Source organism: Bacillus sp. SYZHCR11 (assembly GCF_057196865.1).
Genome location: NZ_JBXUND010000001.1, coordinates 100,408 through 114,955, shown reverse-complemented (window position 1 = coordinate 114,955; position 14,548 = coordinate 100,408). Strand labels below are relative to the sequence as shown.

Sequence of the window (14,548 nt, the reverse complement as noted above, 5' to 3'; positions counted from 1 at the left end):
CCCGCCGTTTGCGGGCATTTGGCAAAAGCGGGAAACAGCCGGCTTATTTTTTTTCGCTGTTCATTTCTCCGTAAGCGGTCTGGATGAGGGCGTTGCCTCTCACTTTGATGGCAGAGGTATGCTCAGTAAACTGAGCGATAATCACTTCGCCTTTGTCCAGTTTTTCGGAATGGTGAAATTTCGTATCCGTTCCTCTCGTTAAACCGATGACGTTCACGCCGTCCTCGACCGCTTTAATGACGACAAAATCACTTGAATGCTTTGAATTCATATCTGCACCCTCTATCATTATTAATCCGCACGTTTAATATGTTCTAACACTTCGGAACGCGCCGCTGCGTCATCTTTAAAAATACCTCTTACAGCGGAAGTCACTGTTTTTGCGCCAGGCTTTCTTACGCCCCTCATCGTCATGCACATATGCTCAGCTTCGACGACAACCATGACGCCGTGGGGATCTAAGGTCTCTACGATGCTTTCTGCAATCGTTGAAGTAATGCGCTCCTGCAGCTGCGGGCGTTTTGAGACGGCTTCCACCGCCCGCGCCAATTTACTCAGGCCCGTCACTTTGCCGCCGCGCGGAATGTAGGCAATATGCGCTTTTCCGTAAAAAGGAACAAGGTGATGTTCACACATGGAATGAAACGCGATATCTTTTACAAGAACAAGCTCCTCATGGTCTTCTCCGAAAACGGTTTTAAAGTGTTCTTTCGGGTCTTCATTTAATCCCGAGAATACTTCCGCGTACATTTTTGCCACGCGTTTCGGCGTATCTAAAAGCCCTTCCCGGTCCGGATCTTCTCCAATCGCCTCTAAAATCTGGCGAACCGCCTGTTCAATCTGTTCTTTATTAACTTCTTTCATTGTCTGTGTCCTCCACCATTGAATACATTTAATTTCGATTCTAGCACATTTGCCGCGCCAAAAGCAAAACGAAAGTCCTGCCCGGTGACCGGGGCTGCTTAAATATGAAAAGCCCCTTTATCAAGGGGCTTTTCTGTGAAGAAACAAAGTGTATGTATCAGATGCATACACGATCTATATTCACAATTATTTTCCTGCAACAGCGTCTTTAAGAGCTTTACCTGGTTTGAAAGCAGGTACCTTGCTTGCAGGGATTTCGATTTCTTCACCCGTTTGCGGGTTACGTCCTTTACGTGCAGAACGCTCGCGCACCTCAAAGTTACCGAAACCGATCAGTTGGATTTTATCACCGTTTTTAAGTGCATCTAAAATCGTATCAAAAACAGAATCAACTGCTTTTGTAGCGTCTTTTTTAGACAATTCGCTTGCTTCAGCAACCGCATTGATTAGTTCTGTCTTGTTCATGCCTTTCACCTCCTCCCAAAAGGGTATCAAATCAGCAGTTTATTATCATTTCTTCACAGTTCAGCCTGATTCTAAACCTGTCTGATAAAAAATCAAAGCAGGGAAGAACAGACAAGTAAACGGCTTTTCATAAGAAAACAGACACTTTGAGGAATGTTTGTCCAACAAAGTGAAGATTTTCTGTATGTAGAGTAACACATATAAAAAGCCATATCAAGCATTTTAAAGCCTCAATCCCTTGCTCGTCAAGGTTTTCACGTGTTTTACCGAACAAATATTCCTTTTTTTGCTTTTTTCCTCCTAATCCTTGATTGATTTCCAGTATCTAAAAAGAATAAAAAAAGACCCCCCGTTTCAGGAAGAGGTCCTTCAGCTTACAAAATAATGGCGATCAGGCCGCCTGAGCCTTCGTTAATAATTCTCTCCAGCGTTTCTTTCAGTTTGTATCTCGCATTTTCCGGCATGAGTGACAGTTTTGCGGAGATTCCTTCTCTTACGATAGAGCTCAATGATCTGCCGAAAATATCGGAATTCCAGATAGAAAGCGGATCATCTTCAAAGTCCTGCATTAAGTAGCGGACAAGCTCTTCACTTTGTTTTTCTGTCCCGATGATCGGTGCGAATTCACTTTCCACATCCACTTTGATCATATGAATGGACGGAGCGACCGCTTTCAGCCTTACTCCGAACCTTGATCCCTGCCTGATGATTTCCGGTTCATCAAGGCTCATATCGGTTAAGGCCGGGGCGGCAATGCCGTAGCCGGTCTGTTTCACCATTTTCAGCGCATCTGATACCTGATCATATTCTTTTTTCGCGTGGGCGAAGTCCTGCATTAATTCAAGCAGGTGGTCTTTCCCGCGGATTTCAACGCCGACCACTTCTTTTAAAATCTGGTCATATAAATGATCCGGCGCATACAAATCAATTTCTGCGACACCCTGGCCAAGTTCGATTCCGGCCAATCCGGCGCTTTCAATAAACTCAAATTCACTGAAGTGGCCGACAACCCGGTCGACATCGCGCAGGCGTTTAATATCTTTTACGGTTTCTTTCACTGATTCCTGGTAGCTCTCTCTGAGCCAATGATTTTCTTTCAGCACCATGACCCAGCTCGGAAGGTTGACATTGACTTCCAGCACAGGGAACTCGTAAAGCGCTTCTCTGAGGACGCTTAACACATCTGTTTCCCGCATGCTTTCAACACTCATGGCGAGGACGGGAATATCATATTTCGCGCTTAATTCAGCTCTGAGCGCTTCTGTTTCCGGGTGGTACGGTTTTACCGAGTTGATGACCATAATAAACGGTTTGCCGACTTCCTTCAGCTCGTCGATGACTCTTTCTTCCGCTTCCACGTAATCGCCCCGCGCAATATCGCCGATTGAGCCGTCTGTCGTAATGACGACCCCGATTGTGGAGTGTTCCTGGATGACTTTTCTCGTACCGATTTCCGCAGCCTCATGAAAGGGAATCGGTTCTTCATACCAAGGTGTATTGATCATTCTCGGACCGTTTTCATCCTCATATCCCTTCGCCCCGGGAACCGTATATCCCACACAATCCACAAGACGGATGTTGACATCAAGTCCTTCCGCGACATGAACGGACATGGCTTGATTCGGGACAAATTTTGGTTCTGTGGTCATTATCGTTTTTCCTGCTGCGCTTTGCGGAAGCTCATCCTGCGCCCGCGCTCGGTCGGCCTCATTGCTGATATTCGGGAGCACCACAAGCTCCATAAATTTTTTAATGAATGTAGATTTCCCTGTACGGACAGCGCCAACGACTCCTAAGTATATATCGCCTCCTGTTCGTTCAGCGATATCCTTGAAAATATCGACCTTTTCCAAGTGATCCCCTCCCGGACTTCCTATCCTTATCATTTTTCATTCACCATTCTCCAATCAAATACAGGACACTATATGTGTATGACGTTGTCCTATTTCAATATGACATCTTTAGAAAATTTTCAGGCAGTCTTTTCTATCAAAATCAAAAAAACCTTTCTCCCTATTTGTATGCGCGGGAAAAAGGTTCATTCCTGTTTCGTTTGACTTTCTAAAAAAACGGGTTCCTGTTTTTCATTTACGGTGTAAGTGACTGAAAAGGCCGGGACGAAAGGAGTCTCTTTCCATAAAATATCCTGAATTTCCGCGCCCGGTTTGATTTTCTTTTTGTTTTTCTTCAGGCAGCGGGCGAGATCGACGCGATAGTCGGCATAGATTTCTCCGTCAGCGCCGATTAAAAGCGGCAGAGACGTGCCTGAAACCGGACTTTTGACTGAAGGAGAGTCTTTCATGCCGAGCTTTTTTTTATTTAAAGTGAACAGGCCTTTTGAAACAGCGTCCTCATAGGGAGGATATGTATGCTTTTCCTGATACATTTTGACACGCAGCTTCATGTCGCGGATTGCTTCCGCCATTTGGAGATCGACCAGCTTGACGGTAGGCTTATTTTCCACATCGACAAGCACGTATTGGTACATTCCTCCGCTTTCATAAGCTGAGGCCGGCGGCTCCTCGATGTATCTGGGCGCGAGCCGCTTAAAATCTATCGGATATTTTTGATAGAGCGGTGTTTTCATATCTTTTGTCTGAATCGGCAGAAGTCCGCCGTTCGCCTTTTTAAATTCATCCACTGCCGCTTGCACCTGCTGAAGCTGATGTTTGTAAGATACTTTATTTTCAGTTTTTTTTGCTTCAGGGTACAGACAGCCCGACAGCAGAAGCACCGCCATTGCCGTTATGACGGCCATTTTTAACTTATGCATTCCGCGCCCCCTTTTGGCTTTATTCATTGACAGGCCCGCTGAAAACGACCATTAACACGATCAATCCCGAGATGACCATGCAGGCATAAGCGAGTGAAGAAACCGCTGTTTTTATCAGTTTGTTTTTCACTTTGTACCTGCTGACATAAATAGAGGCGACCGCAACAAACATTAATCCCATAGCACCAAGCGCAAACCACATTTTCATCAATGCCACACTCAAGTTCGTGCCCCCCGTCCCATCATTGTAAGCGTTATATTTCATTTTAATATACAAATGTTGAAAAGATCAACAGGTTTTCCATCTATTGAAAAAACAAAAAAACTGAAGCAAAGAGGGGGACTTTGCTTCAGTCAAGTTGACTATATTCACCTGTACGTCTGAGATACACTCTCTTGGACTTCGATGCTATAGTATGCGTAGATGCGTACGTCTGCATCCTCTTCTGCCTAAATCAGCAAATGTTTTAAGCGATTTCAGCCGGAGAGTTCTGCGTTTTGGACTTTCGTCACTTCAGAATATGCTGACGGCATGTTATTGTCACTTCACCCGGTTTTCGAATGTGTTGACCAAGTCTTCCATCTCATGGGTTTTCACTCTGGCCATTAAGGATTCTACGGCCGTTTCTACCTTCTGCCCATTAAATAATACTTGGTGAAGCGCTTCTGTGATCGGCATTTTCACCTGATATTTTTGAGACAGCTGATACGCAGCTTTCGTCGTCCGCACGCCTTCAACAACCATCCCCATCTTATCCAGGACAGCTTCCAGCTTATATCCTTTGCCGAGCAGGTTGCCGGCGCGCCAGTTTCGGGAATGAACGCTTGTACACGTCACGATTAAATCGCCTACGCCGGTCAGGCCGGAAAAGGTGAGCGGATTTCCGCCCATCTTTGTGCCGAGTCTGGCGATTTCAGCAAGACCTCGGGTGATTAAGGCCGCTTTTGCATTATCTCCGTATCCCAATCCGTCTGTAATCCCCGCTGCAAGAGCGATGATATTCTTTAACGCTCCCCCTATTTCAACACCGATCATATCGGGATTTGTATAGACGCGGAAATGCTGGTTCATGAATAAATCCTGAACCGCTTCTGCAGCCTTGATATTTTTTGAAGATGATGTAACAGTCGTCGGGTGTCTTAATCCGACTTCCTCAGCGTGGCTCGGCCCTGAAAGCACGACGATGTCTTTTCTGTACTCCTCAGGCAGCTCCTCCTCCATTAATTCTGAAATGCGGAGAAGCGAATCCGGCTCAATTCCCTTGCTGACATGAACAAAAATCGATTGTTTCGGGATGTACGGCAGAGCCTTTTTCAGCACTTCCCGAATGGCTTTTGTCGGTACTGCCACAATGATGAAGTCAGCTCCTTTTAAAGCCTCGCTTAAATCGGCTGTCCCGATGATAGAACTTGATAGCTCCACACCCGGCAGGTAATCTTTGTTTTCATGCAGTTCGTTGATTTGATCGATCAATTCGGCACGGTGTCCCCACATCATGACTTGATGTCCGTTATCAGCCAGCACTAAAGAAAGTGCAGTGCCCCAGCTTCCCGCTCCAAGCATTGCCACTTTTTTCATCTCTGTATCACACCTTTTTATTTTCTTGCTCTTGCAAATATTTTAATTGGCGTACCTTCAAATCCGAAAGCGTCCCGGATTCGGTTTTCTAAAAAGCGTTCATAAGAAAAATGCATCAGTTCCGGATCGTTGACAAAAACAACGAAGCTCGGCGGCTTAACAGCGACTTGAGTCGCATAATAAATTTTCAGACGGGAGCCGTTGTGCGTCGGAGTCGGATTCATGGCCACCGCATCCATGATGACATCATTTAAGACATTTGTCTGCACGCGGAGAGAGTGATTTTCACTCGCTTTAATAATCGCAGGCATGAGTGTATGAATCCGCTTTGTCGTCAGTGCCGACATAAACAGCACCGGCGCATAATCGAGAAATTGGAAATGCTCCCGAATATTCTGTTCAAATTCTTTCATCGTGCGCTCGTCCTTATCAACGGCATCCCATTTGTTTACGATAATGACGACGGCTTTCCCGGCTTCATGGGCATATCCGGCGATCCGCTTGTCCTGCTCAAGGATGCCTTCTTCTGCATTCAGCACAACGCCGACGACGTCTGAGCGGTCAATGGCTTTTAACGCCCGCAGCACACTGTATTTTTCTGTTGTTTCATATACTTTACCCTTTTTTCTCATTCCCGCCGTGTCAACGATTACAAATTCCTGCTGATTGTAAGTGAACGCCGTATCCACAGCATCTCTAGTCGTTCCGGCTACGTTGCTCACGATAACCCGCTCTTCGCCGAGCATCGCATTGACAAGGGATGATTTTCCGACATTCGGGCGGCCGATCAGGCAGAATTGAACGACATCATCACTGTACTTCGTCTCCGGAATGTTTTTAAAATGCTCGGCACAAGCATCGAGCAAATCTCCCAATCCTAAACCGTGTGTCCCCGAAATCGGATACGGTTCTCCAAAGCCGAGCGCATAAAAGTCATAGATGTTCGCTCTCATTTCGGTATTATCTAATTTATTAACGGCTAATACGACCGGTTTTTTCGTCCGGTACAGTATTTTTGCCACTTCTTCATCCGCAGACGTCACACCTTCGCGGCCGTTCACCATAAAGATGATCACATCAGCCTCGTCCATGGCGATTTCAGCCTGCTGGCGGATCTGTGTCAGAAACGGCTCGTCTCCGATATCAATTCCGCCCGTATCAATCAGGTTAAAATCATAATTCAGCCATTCCGCCGAACTGTATATCCGGTCCCGCGTCACTCCGGGGGTATCTTCTACTATTGAAATTCTTTCACCCGCAATCCGGTTAAAGATTGTGGATTTTCCCACATTCGGTCTTCCGACAATGGCTACGACAGGTTTACCCATAGTACCCTTCCTTTCAATCCAGCCGCTTACATTTTCACAAAAAATTGTTCAACCGGTTATTAAAAATCATCTTCGCTATGAAAAGAACCCTTCAAACAGAAGGGCTTAACTCATTTATTATATCAGTTTTCACTGAGATCACAATGTATTCTTCAAAATGTTTCGCATTCATGTAACAGTCTCCGTCTGTTTTCAAGACATTTTTGTCGCTCCTTTGCCCTGCTTTTTGCTTTTTTGGCTGATGCGCGCCGCAAGCTGTTCATATGTAGTCAGCCCGACGAGAAGAATCACTCCCGCCGAACAGCCTGAAAGCCATTTATAATCACCGACGGCTGCTGCACCCGCAATGTTGCGGATGACCGCAGCATACAATAACTCCCCCTGGCACATGCCGAGAACAAAAAGACAAAGCCTCTCAGGGAACCGCCCCTCAACAGAAAGCGTAATAACGGTAAGCAGTATAACCGCCGCCCATTCAGGTTTTATGATAAACCAAACAGGGTCATATAATGCAAAAAGAAAAATAAAGCCGTACGCCGCAGCCGCCGTCAGATGAATCACAATATGACGGAGCCGTTTATGCATGCCGAGGCTTCCCGCATAAACAAATGCCGCAGCAAAAAACATGACATATGCCGCGTTCAGCGTAAAATAAGCCGTTATCTGATGTATGCTTGCCATCATATTAGTCAAAATAAAGACTGATACGTAAAAACGGCTTTTTGTTTTGGCAAAAATAAAAGTCGCAAGTATCCATAAAAACCACATTGACCAGTAATAATAAAACGGTTCCATAATCGCTCCTCCTCTGACCAGTATGGAGCGGGAACGCATTTTTTAAACCAATTATGCCTGAAAGGAGCGGATAAAAATGGGAAAAGACAGACAGGAGAAAAAACTGAAAGCCTCCCGCCGGGTGGAATCTGATCGCGATGATTCAATTCACCATAAAGGAGCGACGAGCCTTGAACAAAACGGTGAATTCCGAAAAAGAAAATCGTAAAAAACAGAGAAAGGCATGCGGGTTCGCATGCCTTTTAACGTCTGCTGAAACGGGATGTGTCAATCCCCCGTTCCGAAAGCCAGTGATGTGTGTCACCTTTTATGACCAAAGGCGCCTTTTGCAATTGGGCAACCGATTGGCATCCGAGGGCGGTCATAATCATTTTCAGCTCTTGTAAAAGCGCCGTCATCTCGTCAAACAGCCCCTCTTCTCCTTTGGAGGTGAGAGCTTTCAGGAAGGTGCCGGCCATTCCCGCGCCAGAAGCGCCGAGGGCAATCGATTTGGCGACATCCAGGGCACTTTGCAGCCCGCCGGATGCGATAATTGATTGATCAGCGGAGAGCGAGTGGATTTCCGCTAAGCTTGCGGCAGTGGAAATTCCCCACGTATTAAAAAATTGAAGCGCCTTCTCTCTGCGCATATTTTCAATCTTAGAGAAATTTGTACCGCCGTATCCGCCGGCATCAACTGCTGCCGCACCGGCATCAAATAACTGCCGTGCCGACTCCCTGCTCATTCCGAAGCCGACTTCTTTGACAAAAACGGGAACTCCCGCTTCCGCCGCAATCCGCTCAATACGGCCGAGAGCGCCGGTAAAGCTTCTGTCTCCCTCTGGCATGACGATCTCCTGAATCACATTTAAATGAATCTGGAGGGCATCCGCTTGAATCATATCAATTGCTCTTTTTGCCTGCTCGGCATCCGCCTCGCTGCCTAAATTGGCAAATATCAGCCCGTCCGGATTCTCTTTTCTGACGATCTCGTAAGAATACCGTTCGGAGGGATCTTTTAAAGCCGACATTTGCGAACCGACAGCCAGCGGCATGCCGGCTTTGCGCGCGGCTCTTGCCAGCGATCTGTTAATTTCGTATGTAAGCTGTCCGCCGCCGCCTGTCATCGCATTGATAAAAATCGGCGAACTGCTTGTGAGTCCGCCGATTTTCGTTGATATATCCACTTTTTCCAATGCTAGGTTCGGTAGGCTGACATGAACAAACGTAATATCATCAAGCCCCGTTTCCCGGTTTTGGCCGGTAGACAGCGCATGATTTATATGTTCTCTTTTTCGTTCTGCTCGTGTCACGTTTTATCACCAATTTATTTTAATTTATTAAGCTTGTCTCCGATTAAATCGCCAAGCTGGAAGCCGGTGCTCGGCTCTTCTTTCGCCTGGTATTGACGGAAGTCCTCCTGATCGGCTTTCGGCGCTTCTTCAAGCTCACGCATGCTTAAGGAAATGCGCTCTTCGCTTTCGTTCACGTCCAGCACTTTCACTTTAACAGTCTGTCCTTCTTCAAGCACTTCATGCGGGGTTCCGATATGTTTATTGGAAATTTGCGAAATGTGCACAAGTCCTTCCACGCCCGGAAGAATTTCAACGAAGGCGCCGAAGCTTACAAGGCGCTGCACTTTTCCTTCAAGCACATCTCCCTGTTTTACCTTTTCGCCGATCTGGCTCCAAGGTCCCGGCAGCGTTTCTTTAATAGATAAAGAAATACGCTCGTTATCGCGGTCTACGGACAGCACTTTCACTTTTACGTCCTGACCTTCTTCCACCACGTCAGACGGTTTTTCGACGTGTGAATGAGACAGCTGCGAAATATGAACAAGCCCGTCAATTCCGCCGATGTCGACAAATGCGCCGAAATCAGTCAGACGCTGCACTTTTCCTTCAAGCACGCTTCCAACTTCAAGCGTTTGGAGAAAATCATGCTTTTTGGCTGTCTGTTCTTTTTCCACTACAGCCCGGTGTGACAGAATCACCCGGTTTTTATCACGGTCGAGTTCAACGACGATAAGAGAGAGGGTTTTCCCTTTATAGTCAGTGAAATCCTCGACGAAATGAGCTTCGACAAGTGATGCGGGAATGAAGCCGCGAACGCCGATATCAACGACGAGACCGCCTTTCACCACATCTTTCACTTCAGCTTCAAACACTTCTTTTGTGTCGAATTTTTTTTCAAGGTCTTCCCAAGCGCGGTCAGCATCAACGGCACGTTTAGATAAAATCAAAGCATCGTCTTCCACTTTTGTTACTTTCAGGTCAAGCTCGTCGTCAACTTTTACGACATCCGATGCTTTCTCTACATGAAGACTTGATAATTCACTGATTGGAATGATTCCGGACTGTTTGACATTGACAATTTCGACATCTACATGCTTGTCCTCTACCTTTGTCACAATCCCTTTTACTACATCTCCAACCTCTGGCACTTGAACATCAATTTGATTCATTTCCTCTGTCATTTGAATAACCTCCTTGGTCCAAACCTACACAGCTTAATTAATACGGTTTGAAAGCTGAACATGTGAATGTCCGCTTTTCAGCCGAATATGTATTAAAGAATCATCCAAAAAAGATTTTGAATGATCAATAAAAAGTTTTATTAGTATTAACTTCTAATAAAAGGACTGGTTTGTCAAGCAATAACATCTTGTCTTTTGAAAAAAATTAAAAAGCGCTCCGCCCGAAGTTAACGTGATTTCTGTTCGACGATCTCCAGAATTTTTCCTGCGACTTCGGCAATGCTGAGTGACGTCGTATCGATTTCAATCGCGTCTTCCGCTTTGCGCAGCGGGGAAACTTCCCTCTCTGAATCGAGTTTGTCGCGTCTGGCAATTTCTTCAATGAGCGTCTCGTAATTCACGTCATAGCCTTTTTTCTTATTCTCTTCATATCGGCGCTTCGCTCTTTCCTCTACGGACGCGAGCAGAAAAATTTTCACTTCGGCATCAGGCAGCACGTGAGTACCGATATCACGGCCGTCCATGACGACACCGCCTTTTTGTCCGAGCTGCTGCTGTCTTTTGACCATTTCTTCTCTGACGCCTTTATGCTTGGCGGCGATGGATACTTGGTTGCTGACTTCGTCTTTTCGGATTTCTTCTGTCACATCTTCTCCGTTTACGAGAACGATTTGTCCTTCCGGAGCGGATACAAGCTCAATTTCCGTACGCTTCAAAAGCTCTGTAAGCGCGGCTTCATCGGTTAAATCGGCATTCTGCTTGAGCGCCGTATATGTAATGGCACGATACATCGCCCCTGTATCAATGTACACATATGATTTTTTCTCAGCTACTATTTTAGCAACGGTGCTTTTTCCGGCAGCGGCCGGCCCGTCGATCGCAATTGATAATTTCTTGTCCATAATCTCTCTCCTTGCTCTTTACTCCTCTATGGATTGTATCATGAACTGCCGGAAAAGGGGCGAAAAAATTGAGCTGATTTACCGCTTTACCGTTTCAATCCATTCTTTTTTCTCCATTTTATCAACTCCCTCATATTTCACAGCTTTCGAAATATAAGGTTCAATAGGCTGATAATGAAGCAAAAACTGCACCGCGCCCAAAATTATAAGCTGAATGCAGACCAATTTGACCAGCAGACGTTCAAACGTTTTCATACACGCGCACCTCCATTAGGATTAGTATGGAAAAGTGCGCTGCTGTTTATTCCGACAGACTGTTTCTTCTCTGCTGCAGCTGCGCGCGCATACAATATTGGAGTAAAAGCTGCTGCGCTGCGGGGCCGATTTCTGTAAATTCAAGCGTCATTTTTTGTTTATCCGCCTTTTCATCATAAAAAATCCGCTGGGTAAGAGCCTCGGCCGTTATATCCGCCTCATTTTCCTTGCCGGGAAGAGAAAATGAGACATACAGCTTTTCACCTGGTTCCGCGGAAATATGCTCAGGCATCACAACAGCGATTCCGCCGGCGCTGATATTAGAGGAAACCGTTTGAAAAGCGGTTTTTTTCGCTTCCATTTTGACGGATACATCCAATACTGCGTCTGCACGGACGTATCGGCGTCTTTGAATCCGCTTCATTTCCTCCTGAGGTGGGATGTCCAATCCGATCATCGGGATGGGTTCTTTTTTCTTTCCTTTAATTATGCTTTTAAATTGATACGGTACTTGGCCATTCCCCATAAATTCCGCTGTTATTTCCAATCCTTTATGCAAAAAGACCGTCCGTCCCGAATCCAGATCGACGGGATATGAGATGTGGAGTTCGCCGTTTTCAACGCTTACTGCTTTGCTCCTCGCTTTTTTGGGCTCATTGTTCTCTATGTATTCAATCCAAATATAATCTCCGACAGCTATCATGGCCTTCACTCTTTCATTATTTATGCTTTTATTAAAGCATGTAATGAAAAAAAGGAAAAGACTTTTAGTCCTTTCCTCCTTTATTTTTATAGGTCTTTATATATAGGCTCTGCACTTTTTAATTTTTCTATTTTTTCCTCTTTTCCGTCATCCGCATTAATGAACATTTGATACGTGTCTTTCCCGATCGTCCCGAGCATTTCGTAGCAAAGCACTTCCTGACCGAGTTCATTCGTGATCAGCGCCTGCCGGGTCTCCCGCACTTCAACATTTTTATTCAGCTTCGCTTTCGCTTCATCAGCTGACAAAGCGGGAGCCGGAATCGTTCTCGTGCGGTGCGCCGCCAGGTAATCACGCGCGGAAAAACCGACGACTTCACCATCATCCAGCGCCACTTTCATTCGGATGGCTTCCGGATAAATGCGGACGTTTTTCTCCACGGGAATAAAAGAAAAGACGCCGATGTTATTATATTGCGCGCTTTCATCAATTTCGAGGCCTTTTGTTTCATATCCGTTTTTCTTTAAAAACGCGACAGCCCGGTTAGATGCTTCATTGAGGCTGATCTTTTGTTTCTTCACGGCCCGTTTTTGAATCAAATAGACAGGATGTCCCCCTTTTTGGGTAATATCCATATAGATAAAAGATTTGTGATCCGCGTCATTCATGCGGATACTGTATACATCCCGATTCGTCTTCCGGCCGCTTTTGACCACTTTAATGGAATAATTATGATCAGGCGCAAACCCTTGTGCGATTTTTACCGCTTCTTTTTCCGTAATTTGTTTTCCTTTCAGATGCGTAAAACCTTTTCGTTCTGTATTTGCTCCCGTAAATGTGGGGCTGATGCTGCCTTCAGAAAAAGCGCCTACATTTTTTTCGACTGTTTTAAAGCTGTCGACGATCGTATTATCGCTTTGTTTTTTGTCAGAGGCGAGCGCCATTTCAACATCCATCCACCGTAAATTTTTGCTCATGACGAGATGCTGAACGCTGCGAAGCTGGTTTTGAATGTTCTCCGCCTGTTTGTACAGGCTGTTCAGTGTTGTATATTCTTTCTTATCAAGCGGTTTTTGGTCTAAATCCCGGACGGATGTTTTATAGCTGAAATCTCCTATATTGGATAAAAACTCCTCCGTCTTATTAAAAGGCATGAGAGTCAGGGGCAGCTGGCTCACATTGTTATGCGCTTCAGATGTAATTCTCCATACATCAATGAGCGCCGGAGACAGAGATTTTTTACTGTTCATCGCAAGCGTCGTCCCGATTTTGTCGTGAAGCTGATCAACATGGTACGTCAGTTCATGAAAAGCCCTCTGATAATTATTTTCCGCGTGCAGAAGGACCGCATCTTTTTCCTGATGCTCTTTATATCCCCAGTATCCGGTTGCGGCGATCGCGACACCGAGAACAGCGATAATGATTCCTCTAATCATGTTAACACCTCATTTTGCGTACTTTTACTCACAGAAAATGTGCTTTCCGATTCTTTTAATCTGCGGACGTCCCCAAATCCATTTGCTTGTCGCCGTATCAGGATTGAAATAATAAAGCGCGTTTTCAGAAGGGTCCCATCCGTTAATCGCATCAAGAACCGCTTCTTTTGCTCTTTCATTCGGCTGCATGTATATTTGGCCGTCGGCAACGGCGGTAAACGCGAGCGGTTCGAAAATGACGCCGGCCACCGTATTCGGAAATAACGGGCTTTTAATACGGTTTAAAATAACCGCGGCAATGGCAACCTGTCCTTCAAACGGCTCACCGCGCGCTTCCCCGTACACAGCCTGCGCCAGAAGATTGATGTCGTTGTTTGAGAAACCGCCAGGCATATTGGCCGCTGTCGTATTTTGCTTTTGATTTGACTGACCGCCTGTATTGTTTTGCGGCTTTTGAGCAGGCTTATTCGTTCCCGCCGGCTTCTGCGCTCCGGCTCTCGGTTTTGTTTGGTTTTCCAATGGGACGTTGCCATAATGAGTGAACGTATTCCCTTTTTGGATCTGCTCCATTACATATTCACGGTAATATTTTGATTTTGAAATCAGCACCTGTTTGGTTTTCGCCCCGACGAGGCCGTCAACCGGCTTCATGCCGAATTTCTCCTGAAAATTTCTCACGGCCCAGTATGTGGTCCAGCCGTAAACACCATCGATTTTCCCGTTATAAAATCCGTTATATTGAAGACGGGCCTGCAATTCTATAACATCATCACCCGTTGCGCCTCTTTGAATCACTTGATTTGAAAACGCATGAACCGTTTCATGATGATCGAAGAAAGCGGCGGCGAAAGAAAATAGAATGAGACATGCCATAAAGGCTCCTTTGCACTTCATCTCTTCAAGCCTCCTACTGCAAAATTTAAAGTGTACCCGTATTGTCTGTCACGCGGATATTTTTATACACCGTTTCCTTCTTATCCCTCATCAAGGCAT

The 14,548-nt window shown here is 45.7% G+C and carries 17 protein-coding genes; 1 reads left to right on the top strand and 16 read right to left on the bottom strand.

The features are described from left to right. Window positions 1-43: 43 nt before the first annotated feature. The 9 genes from mtrB to AC2CGA_RS00510 form a co-directional block, all read right to left on the bottom strand. On the bottom strand, window positions 44-271 hold the full coding sequence (gene mtrB, locus AC2CGA_RS00550; protein ID WP_003153449.1) for a trp RNA-binding attenuation protein MtrB: 228 nt from the start codon (window positions 269-271) through the stop codon (window positions 44-46). Window positions 272-291: 20 nt separating this feature from the next. Then, window positions 292-864 carry a GTP cyclohydrolase I FolE gene (gene folE / locus AC2CGA_RS00545; RefSeq protein ID WP_003153448.1) on the bottom strand — a complete coding sequence of 191 codons (573 nt, stop codon included), beginning with the start codon at window positions 862-864 and terminating at the stop codon, window positions 292-294. Between the two features lie 186 nt (window positions 865-1,050). Further along, window positions 1,051-1,329, bottom strand: coding sequence for a non-specific DNA-binding protein Hbs (gene hbs / locus AC2CGA_RS00540; RefSeq protein WP_003153447.1), 279 nt, complete (start codon window positions 1,327-1,329; stop codon window positions 1,051-1,053). 374 nt (window positions 1,330-1,703) lie between these two features. After that, a complete protein-coding gene (gene spoIVA, locus AC2CGA_RS00535; RefSeq protein ID WP_003153438.1) occupies window positions 1,704-3,182 on the bottom strand; it encodes a stage IV sporulation protein A in 1,479 nt (492 codons plus the stop codon). A gap of 185 nt (window positions 3,183-3,367) precedes the next feature. Then, the gene (locus AC2CGA_RS00530; protein ID WP_015388066.1) at window positions 3,368-4,102 is read right to left on the bottom strand and encodes a hypothetical protein; all 735 of its coding nucleotides are present in this window, start codon (window positions 4,100-4,102) and stop codon (window positions 3,368-3,370) included. Between the two features lie 19 nt (window positions 4,103-4,121). After that, a complete protein-coding gene (locus tag AC2CGA_RS00525) occupies window positions 4,122-4,325 on the bottom strand; it encodes a DUF2768 domain-containing protein (protein ID WP_044053375.1) in 204 nt (67 codons plus the stop codon). Window positions 4,326-4,643: 318 nt separating this feature from the next. Continuing rightward, window positions 4,644-5,681, bottom strand: coding sequence for an NAD(P)H-dependent glycerol-3-phosphate dehydrogenase (locus AC2CGA_RS00520; protein ID WP_003153434.1), 1,038 nt, complete (start codon window positions 5,679-5,681; stop codon window positions 4,644-4,646). A 17-nt stretch (window positions 5,682-5,698) separates the two neighbouring features. Continuing rightward, window positions 5,699-7,009, bottom strand: a complete 1,311-nt coding sequence (gene der / locus AC2CGA_RS00515; protein ID WP_003153433.1) for a ribosome biogenesis GTPase Der — start codon at window positions 7,007-7,009, stop codon at window positions 5,699-5,701. A gap of 192 nt (window positions 7,010-7,201) precedes the next feature. Further along, on the bottom strand, window positions 7,202-7,804 hold the full coding sequence (locus tag AC2CGA_RS00510; protein WP_003153431.1) for a YphA family membrane protein: 603 nt from the start codon (window positions 7,802-7,804) through the stop codon (window positions 7,202-7,204). Between the two features lie 76 nt (window positions 7,805-7,880). Between AC2CGA_RS00510 and AC2CGA_RS00505 the strand changes: the two genes are divergently transcribed. Then, on the top strand, window positions 7,881-8,012 hold the full coding sequence (locus AC2CGA_RS00505; protein WP_003153429.1) for a YpzI family protein: 132 nt from the start codon (window positions 7,881-7,883) through the stop codon (window positions 8,010-8,012). 34 nt (window positions 8,013-8,046) lie between these two features. On the opposite strand, the gene fni is transcribed toward AC2CGA_RS00505, so the two are convergent. From fni to sleB, 7 genes are all read right to left on the bottom strand, one after another. After that, on the bottom strand, window positions 8,047-9,096 hold the full coding sequence (gene fni / locus AC2CGA_RS00500; RefSeq protein WP_015388064.1) for a type 2 isopentenyl-diphosphate Delta-isomerase: 1,050 nt from the start codon (window positions 9,094-9,096) through the stop codon (window positions 8,047-8,049). A gap of 14 nt (window positions 9,097-9,110) precedes the next feature. Next, window positions 9,111-10,259, bottom strand: a complete 1,149-nt coding sequence (gene rpsA / locus AC2CGA_RS00495; RefSeq protein WP_003153426.1) for a 30S ribosomal protein S1 — start codon at window positions 10,257-10,259, stop codon at window positions 9,111-9,113. A gap of 227 nt (window positions 10,260-10,486) precedes the next feature. After that, entirely contained in the window at window positions 10,487-11,161 is a 675-nt protein-coding gene (gene cmk / locus AC2CGA_RS00490; protein WP_014305316.1) for a (d)CMP kinase, read from the bottom strand. A 78-nt stretch (window positions 11,162-11,239) separates the two neighbouring features. Next, complete coding sequence (locus AC2CGA_RS00485) at window positions 11,240-11,416, bottom strand: YpfB family protein (protein WP_003153420.1); 177 nt, start codon at window positions 11,414-11,416, stop codon at window positions 11,240-11,242. A 46-nt stretch (window positions 11,417-11,462) separates the two neighbouring features. Continuing rightward, window positions 11,463-12,119, bottom strand: a complete 657-nt coding sequence (locus tag AC2CGA_RS00480; RefSeq protein ID WP_015388063.1) for a flagellar brake protein — start codon at window positions 12,117-12,119, stop codon at window positions 11,463-11,465. An 86-nt stretch (window positions 12,120-12,205) separates the two neighbouring features. Further along, a complete protein-coding gene (gene ypeB / locus AC2CGA_RS00475; protein WP_015388062.1) occupies window positions 12,206-13,555 on the bottom strand; it encodes a germination protein YpeB in 1,350 nt (449 codons plus the stop codon). 24 nt (window positions 13,556-13,579) lie between these two features. After that, a complete protein-coding gene (gene sleB, locus AC2CGA_RS00470) occupies window positions 13,580-14,449 on the bottom strand; it encodes a spore cortex-lytic enzyme (RefSeq protein WP_015388061.1) in 870 nt (289 codons plus the stop codon). Window positions 14,450-14,548 lie beyond the last annotated feature (99 nt).